This window comes from Streptomyces sp. P5F9 (assembly GCF_057961495.1).
On the sequence record NZ_JBXVPZ010000474.1, the window covers coordinates 1 to 7233 of the forward strand.

The 7233-nt window shown below is 72.5% G+C and carries 7 protein-coding genes; 4 read left to right on the forward strand and 3 right to left on the reverse strand.

Features of this window, described 5'->3' with window-relative positions; all coding sequences use genetic code 11:
• Together malQ and AC31A1_RS42855 are read right to left on the reverse strand one after the other, a co-directional pair.
• Positions 1–2092: 4-alpha-glucanotransferase (malQ, locus tag AC31A1_RS42850; RefSeq protein ID WP_489658493.1), on the reverse strand; the 2092-nt coding region annotated here is incomplete at its 3' end.
• The gene (locus tag AC31A1_RS42855) at positions 2093–2404 is read right to left on the reverse strand and encodes a hypothetical protein (RefSeq protein ID WP_489658494.1); all 312 of its coding nucleotides are present in this window, start codon (positions 2402–2404) and stop codon (positions 2093–2095) included.
• 181 nt (positions 2405–2585) lie between these two features.
• Here AC31A1_RS42855 and AC31A1_RS42860 point away from each other — a divergent pair, with 181 nt between their 5' ends.
• The 3 genes from AC31A1_RS42860 to AC31A1_RS42870 are packed head-to-tail and all read left to right on the forward strand — an operon-like array spanning position 2586 to position 5163.
• Positions 2586–3119 carry a PadR family transcriptional regulator gene (locus AC31A1_RS42860; RefSeq protein ID WP_489658495.1) on the forward strand — a complete coding sequence of 178 codons (534 nt, stop codon included), beginning with the start codon at positions 2586–2588 and terminating at the stop codon, positions 3117–3119.
• The gene (locus AC31A1_RS42865; protein ID WP_489658496.1) at positions 3116–3814 is read left to right on the forward strand and encodes an ABC transporter ATP-binding protein; all 699 of its coding nucleotides are present in this window, start codon (positions 3116–3118) and stop codon (positions 3812–3814) included. Before AC31A1_RS42860 ends, AC31A1_RS42865 begins: the two co-directional genes overlap by 4 nt.
• The gene (locus AC31A1_RS42870) at positions 3811–5163 is read left to right on the forward strand and encodes an ABC transporter permease (protein ID WP_489658497.1); all 1353 of its coding nucleotides are present in this window, start codon (positions 3811–3813) and stop codon (positions 5161–5163) included. The genes AC31A1_RS42865 and AC31A1_RS42870 overlap by 4 nt, the downstream gene beginning before the upstream one ends.
• Positions 5164–5246: 83 nt before the next feature.
• Here AC31A1_RS42870 and AC31A1_RS42875 read toward each other — a convergent pair whose 3' ends face one another.
• Positions 5247–5783 (reverse strand): HNH endonuclease, encoded by a 537-nt coding sequence (locus AC31A1_RS42875; RefSeq protein ID WP_033284586.1) that lies wholly within the window; start codon positions 5781–5783, stop codon positions 5247–5249.
• Between the two features lie 324 nt (positions 5784–6107).
• Here AC31A1_RS42875 and AC31A1_RS42880 point away from each other — a divergent pair, with 324 nt between their 5' ends.
• On the forward strand, positions 6108–7202 hold the full coding sequence (locus tag AC31A1_RS42880; RefSeq protein WP_489658498.1) for a mechanosensitive ion channel family protein: 1095 nt from the start codon (positions 6108–6110) through the stop codon (positions 7200–7202).
• Positions 7203–7233 lie beyond the last annotated feature (31 nt).

Below are 7233 nucleotides of genomic sequence, written 5' to 3' on the forward strand. Positions count from 1 at the left end.
CCCCCAACCCCACCCGCAGCACATCCACCAGCGCGTGCAGCCGCGGCGACGCGGCCAGTTCCTCCAGCGTCACCGGCCGCCCGTCCGCGTCGGCGACGGGCAGGCGCCAGTTCGGATACTGGTCCCATGTGCCGGGCAGGTTCTGCGGGCGCCGGTCGCCGACGGTGTCGGGCAGCCAGACACCGATCATCCGGGCCGGGGTGCGGAGCAGGAAACGGTGGACGGCGTGGATCTCCGCCTCCTCCTCGGACGCGGGCCGCCCGCCGCCCGTCGGGTGTTCGTAGAGGCCGAGCCGGGCCAGCAGCGCGAGCCACTCCCCCACGTCGGTGGCGGACTCGATCCGCTCCTCCTCCACCGGCCGGGTCAACAGGCCCAGCCGGTCGCGGAGTTCGACGTGCTCGCCGGTGAGCCGGGCCGCGGTGGGCGGCAGATCGTGGGTGGTCGCGGTGGCGAGGCAGTCCGCGCGCCACTTCTCGGGCGCGAGCGGACGCCCGTCGCCCTCCCAGTCCCGCTCGAACCACAGCACCGACGTGCCGAGCACCCCACGCTCCTGCAAGGTCTCGCGCACACCCGGTTCTACGGTCCCCAGGTCCTCGCCGATCACCACCGACCCGGCGCGCGAGGCCTCCAGCGCGAGGATCGCGAGCATGGCGTCGGCGTCGTAGCGGACGTACGTGCCCTCCGTCGGCGGATGCCCCTGCGGGACCCACCACAGGCGGAACAGGCCCATGACGTGGTCGATGCGCAGGGCACCCGCATAACGGAAGAGCGCGCGGAGCAGGCGGCGGTACGGGGCGTAGCCGGACTCGGCGAGGCGGTCGGGGCGCCAGGGGGGCAGACCCCAGTCCTGGCCGAGGGAGTTGAAGGCGTCCGGGGGTGCGCCGACCGACATGCCGGCCGCGAAGTACCGCTGTTGGGCCCAGGCGTCGGCGCCGTCCGGGTGCACCCCGACCGCGAGGTCGTGCACGACGCCGATCGGCATGCCCGCGTCCCGCGCTGCCCTTTGGGCAGCGGTGAGCTGGTCGTCGGTGAGCCAGGCGAGGCGGCAGTGGAAGTCGACGCGGTCCATCAACTCGACGCGGGCGCGCGCGGTTTCGGGTGAGCGCGGGTCGCGCAGCCCGGCGGGCCATTCCCGCCAGTTCGAACCGTGCGCCTCGGCGAGGGCGTACCAGGTGGCGTGGTCCTCCAGCGCCTCGCCCTCGCGGGCGAGAAAGTCGACGTAGGCGGCCCGTCGGCCCGGGCCGAGGGGGACCTCACGGACGAGTTCCAGCGCCTCCCGCTTCAGCTCCCACACGGCGTCGCGGTCGATCAACGCGTCCTTCTCCAGGACGGATTCACGCAGTCGCCCGGCCTGTGCGAGGAGCCCGCGCAGCCGCTCCCGCTCGCTCTCCTCGACGTATGCGAACTCGGGGATGTCCTCGACCCGCAGATACACCGGGTCGGGGAAGCGGCGCGAGGACGGCCGGTACGGCGAGGGGTCGGTGGGCGCGCCGGGCACCGCCGCGTGCAAGGGGTTGACCTGGACGAACCCGGCCCCGAGCGATCGCCCGGCCCAGGCGGTGAGTTCACCCAGGTCACCGAGGTCGCCCATGCCCCATGAGCGCCGGGATAGGAGCGAGTAGACCTGCACCATCAGCCCGTACGACCGCCCGGTGGGCGTGGGCAACCGGTCCGGGGCGATGACGAGTTGGGCCTCGGCGCCGCGGCCGTCCGGCGCGGTGGCGGTCACGTGGTGGACGCCGGGCGGGAGTTGCCCGGCGCTCGTCCGCAACTCGCCCTGCTCGGTCTCGATGTGCAGCACGGTGCCCTCGGGCAGCGCGTCGAGCGCGGCGGGCGCGGTGCCGTACCGGCCCACGACGGTGGGCGGCAACAGCCGTCCGGTCAGCTCCTGTTGGCGGGCGGCGAGCGCGGCGGCGGTGGCCTGCGGGGTGCTCGCGTCGACGCCGAGGGCGGCCAGCGCGGCGACGACCGCGACGGCCGAGGCGGGGACCGCGCGGTCCGGGGAGGGGCTGTAGGCGGTGGCGACGCCGTGCAGTTCGGCGAGCCGGGACAGGTCCTCGCCGAGGGTGTCCGCCGGCCGGGGTGCGGTCATCTAGGGCCTCGTCGAGTCCGGGTCGGCGAAGGGGGCGGCCTCACCGCTCATCGGGTCGTCGAACGCGACGGCCTCGCTGGTGAGCGGGGCGTCCATGGTGGCGGACTCGCTGGTGAGCGGGGTGGCGTCGGCGAGCGGGGGCTCGCTGGTGAGGGGTTCGGCGTCGGCCAGCGGCGGTTCGCTGGTCAGCGGGGTCTCGGCCCAGGCTCCCTCGGAGTCGAGGAAGAACAGGTCGGGTGCGAGGTCGGCGGCCGGCTCCGGGGTGCGTTTGGAGCGGGCCGGGCGCGGAAGCGATGCCGATGCTGCGGCCACGGGGGCCTCCTTGTCGTGTCGGGCGTGCGGGCGGGTTACCGCAGCCCTACCCAGTGGGCGCGACGGCAGACCTCCAGGCTGGAGTACAGGTGGCACTGCGGCCACTCCCGCCCCCACTCCCCGCAATTCTCCTACTGATCACTATTCACTCAGTACATGTACCTGATGCATACTGAGCGCCATGAGCACCCGCCACATCCTGCTGGGCCTGCTCGCCTCGGGACCGAGCCACGGCTACGACCTCAAGCGACGCCACGACGAACGTTTTCCGCAGGCCCGCCCGCTGGCGTACGGGCAGGTCTACACGACCCTGCAACGCCTGGTCCGGGACGGTCTCGCGGAGGTCGACGGCACCGGCTCGGACGGCGGCCCGGAGCGGACGGCGTACCGCTCGACGGCGGAGGGTTCGCGTGAACTCGCCCGCTGGGCGGGGGAGATCGCGCCGCCCGCGCCCTTCGTGACGAACGAGATCTTCGCCAAGGTCGTCGTCTCGATCCTGGCCGAGGGCGACCCGGAGGCGTACCTGAGAGCCCAACGCGCCGCCCACATGGAGCGGATGAGGGAACTCACGGCGGTCAAGACCGCCAAGGGCTCCGACCTGGCGACCGTGCTCTCGGCGGACTACGCCCTCAACCACCTTGACGCGGACCTCCGTTGGATGGCGACGACGGCGGCCCGGCTGACCACTCTGACCGCGGAGGTCGACACAGCATGAGCGACAACGGGGGTACGGCGGCGCCGCTCCTCGCGGCCCGTGACCTCGCCAAGACGCACGGCAGGACGAGGGCGCTGACCGGCGCCTCGGCCGAGCTGGGCGCCGGCGAGATCCTCGCCGTCACGGGGACCAGTGGCAGCGGGAAATCCACCCTTCTCCACTGCCTGGCGGGGATCGTCCGCCCCGACGAGGGGACGGTGACGTACGCCGGGGAGCGGCTGGACGAGCTGCCGGAGAAGCGGCTCAGCGAGCTGCGGCGCACCGAGTTCGGGGTGGTCTTCCAGTTCGGCCAGCTGATACCCGAGCTGACGGCCGTCGACAACGTCGCGCTGCCGCTGCTGCTCGCGGGCGCCTCGCGCACGGACGCCCGGGCGGCGGCCGGGGAGTGGCTGGACCGGTTCGGGGTGCGCGGGCAGGGCGAGCTGCGGCCGGGCGAACTGAGCGGCGGCCAGGCCCAACGGGTCGCGCTCGCCCGGGCGTTGGTCACCTCCCCGAAGGTCGTCTTCGCGGACGAACCGACGGGCGCGCTGGACTCCCTGGCGAGCGAGCAGGTGATGACGGCCCTGGTCGGCACGGCCCGCGAGTCCGGTACGGCGGTCCTGCTGATCACCCATGACGCGCAGGTCGCGGCGTACGCGGACCGCGAGATCCGGCTGACGGACGGGACCGTGGCGACGGCGGGGGCGGCGGTATGAGGTCTCTGGGGTCCGATCTGCGGCTGGCCTGGCTGCTCACGCGGGGTTCCGACCGGCGGGAGTGGTGGCGGGTCGGGCTCACGGCGGCCGGGGCCGCGCTGGCGACGGGGATCGGGATCGGCGTCGTGGCGCTGCTGTCGCTGGACGGGTTCTACTCCGTGTCCTTCGGGTCGGGGCTGTTCGACTCCCCGAGTGACCGGCGGAACGTGAGTCTCGCGCTCGGCCTGCTGCTCATCCCGGTGCTCGGGTTTCTCGGGCAGTGTGCGCGGATCGGGGCGGTGCACCGGGACCGGCGGCTGGCCGCGCTGCGGCTGGCGGGGGCCGGGCCGTGGCAGGTGCGGCGGATCGCGGCGCTGGAGTCGGGGCCGACCTGCCTGGCGGGCTCGGTGGTGGCGACGGCGGCCGTCGTACCGCCGCTGCCGTCGTCTGCCACGGACTGGGCCGGTGTCGTGCTGGTCGCCGTGGCCGTGCCGGTGCTGGGGGCGGTCGTGAGCGCGGTGGCGCTGCGCCGGGTGGTGGCCGATCCGCTGGGCCGGGTACGGCGGGTGCGGCCGGTGCGGGGGCCGGGGCGGCTGTTCGGTACGGCGACCCGGCTGCTCGCGGCGACGGCGGTGTTCATCGCGCTGACCCCGGTCTTCGGCAGCCCCGTCTCCTTCGATCTCGGCCCCGTGACGGTGCTGGTCCTGGCGGTGCTGTTCAGCCTGATCGCGATCTGGCTCTCCGGGGCCTCGTCCCGCCAACTGGGTGAGGGCTTCGCGGCCGGCACCTCGCGCCCCGCGCTGCTGATCGCGGCGGAACGGCTGCGCGAGGACCCCTGGTCGACCGCCCGTACCCATGCGGCACTGCTGCTGGTGACGGTCGTAGGGTCGGGCTTCGCGGGCGTACGACAGATCCTGCTCGCGGACCTGGAGGACATGCGCCGCAAGGGCCACCTCGGCACGCCCATGTCCTACTACACGACGGGCATCGACCTCACCGCCGCCGCGATCCTCGTCGCCTTCGCGCTCGTCCTGACCGCCCTGGCCGTCGGCACCGCCGAGTCCCTCGCCACCCGGCGCCGGGGCCTGGCCGCACAGGCGGCGGCCGGGGTGCCACACGCCGTACTGGCCCGCGCGCTCCTCCTGGAGACCGCGCTGCCGCTGCTCCCGGCGATCACGGTCGCGGGCCTCGGCGGCACGGCGATCAGCTTCTGGTACGGCGCCGCCGTCTCCGGGCACACGGACGTGCCGGTGCCGTACGCGGCGCTGCTGGTACCGGTCGGCGTGTACGCGGCCTGCGTGCTGGCAGCCGCCACATCACTGCCGCTGCTACGGCGGTCGGTGCGGCCGGGCGAGCTGCGGTACGCATGACGGTCCGCCCCGGCAGCACGGGGGGCTGCCGGGGCGGACGACTCCGTACCGCCGTGCATGGGCGTACACAAAAGCCCGGATCGTCAGGCGGAGATGCCGTCGATCCGGGCCATCGCGTCCTCCGCGCCGTACGGCTGCAAGTACGGCAGCCAGCGCGGGTCCCTATGCCCGGTCCCGATGATGCGCCAGGCCAGGCCGGTGGGTGGGGCGGGTTTGTGGCGCAGCCGCCAGCCGATCTCGAAGAGGTGTCGGTCGGCCTTCGTGTGGTTGCAGCGGCGGCAGGACGCCACCACGTTGTCCCACGCGTGCTTGCCCCCGCGGCTGCGCGGAATGACATGGTCGACGCTGGTTGCGACGCCACCGCAGTACATGCACCGGCCCCCGTCGCGCGCGAAGAGCGCCCGGCGGGTAAGAGGAACGGGCCCCCGATAGGGAACCCGCACGAATCGCTTGAGCCGGACCACGCTGGGTGCGGGGACTGTGACGGTTGCGCTGTGCATAAAGGCGCCGGATTCCTCAAGGGAGACTGCCTTGTTCTCCAGGACGAGGACGAGCGCGCGGCGGAGCGGTACGACGCCGAGTGGCTCGTACGACGCGTTGAGGACCAGGACATGCGGCACGGATGCCTCCTTGTGCGTCGGCGGCGCGTGGCTCGCGCCGGGACGATCTGTAGTCAGTCTCCCCTCATGCCTGGTGGAAGCGCCACCATGTCCCGGTAACGGGCTGGGAGTGTTTTCGACCACATGTGATGCGGGGCCGGGACGGGTGTGGGTTCGTCCCACCTGTTCATTCCCGGTTGAGCACAGCCTCTCCCCTGAACATGGCAACGATCCACACACGATGCCCCGATAGTGTGGTGGGCCTGCCCTCTTGGTGACCTATTCGTGACCTTGCCCCTGTCGGACCATGCCGGAGGGCGGACGCAGCACCTGGAGGTACCTGCCGTGTCCTTGTCCGCCGTCCTACTGGCCGCCGCTTCGCCGTCGCCGTCCCCGAGCCCCTCGGAGACAGCGGTGACCGTGCCCTCGCTCCAGGACGCCCAGGAGAGCGCGACCAACGCCGCGAGCTGGGTGGAGCAGAACTGGTCCACATGGCTGGCGATAGGTCTGAGGGTGCTGCTGATCGTGGTGATCGCGGCGGTCCTGAGAATGACGGTGCGGCGGGCGATCACCAAGCTGATAGACCGGATGAACCGCACGGTCGAGTCGGTGGACGGCACGGCGCTCGGCGGCCTCCTGGTGAACGCGGAACGCCGCCGCCAACGCTCCCAGGCGATCGGCTCGGTCCTGCGCTCGGTGGCGTCCTTCGTCATCCTCGGCACAGCCGCACTGATGGTCCTGGCGACCTTCGAGATCAACCTCGCCCCGCTTCTCGCCTCCGCCGGTGTGGCGGGCGTGGCGATCGGTTTCGGCGCCCGCAACCTCGTCACGGACTTCCTCTCCGGCGTCTTCATGATCCTTGAGGACCAGTACGGCGTCGGCGACCAGATCGACGCGGGCGTCGCCTCCGGCGAGGTCATCGAGGTCGGCCTTCGCGTGACCAAGCTCCGCGGCGACAACGGCGAGATCTGGTACGTCCGCAACGGCGAGGTCAAACGCATCGGCAACCTGTCCCAGGGCTGGGCGACAGCGGGCGTCGACGTCACCGTCCGCGCCTCGGAGAACCTGGACCGGGTGAAGGCCACGCTGGACTCGGTCACGGAGAAGATGAGCAAGGAGGAGCCCTGGAACGAGCTCCTCTGGGGGCCCATCGAGGTCCTCGGCCTGGACAGTGTGCTGATCGACTCGATGGTCGTCCGGCTGTCCGCCAGGACCATGCCGGGCAAGTCGGTGAGCGTCGAGCGGGAACTGCGGTGGCGGGTGAAGCGGGCGTTCGACGAGGCGAACATCCGCATCGTCGGCGGCGCTACGGCGGACCCGGAGGACGCCGCGGCCGACCCGACGGAGGCGGTCGCGGCACCGTCGGTGTACTCGAACTCGGATTCGCCTCAGGTGGCGAATACTTCGCCCATTTCTTCGCAGCGGCCGACGGGGCGGTAGTTGCAGGGGGCGGGTGTTCCGGGGATGTGCG

Excerpts from the sequence above, each read along its gene's own strand:
- AC31A1_RS42860 (WP_489658495.1), top strand. The coding sequence starts at position 2,586 with ATGAGCACCCGCCACATCCTGCTGGGCCTGCTCGCCTCGGGACCGAGC.
- AC31A1_RS42865 (WP_489658496.1), top strand. The coding sequence starts at position 3,116 with ATGAGCGACAACGGGGGTACGGCGGCGCCGCTCCTCGCGGCCCGTGAC.
- AC31A1_RS42870 (WP_489658497.1), top strand. The coding sequence starts at position 3,811 with ATGAGGTCTCTGGGGTCCGATCTGCGGCTGGCCTGGCTGCTCACGCGG.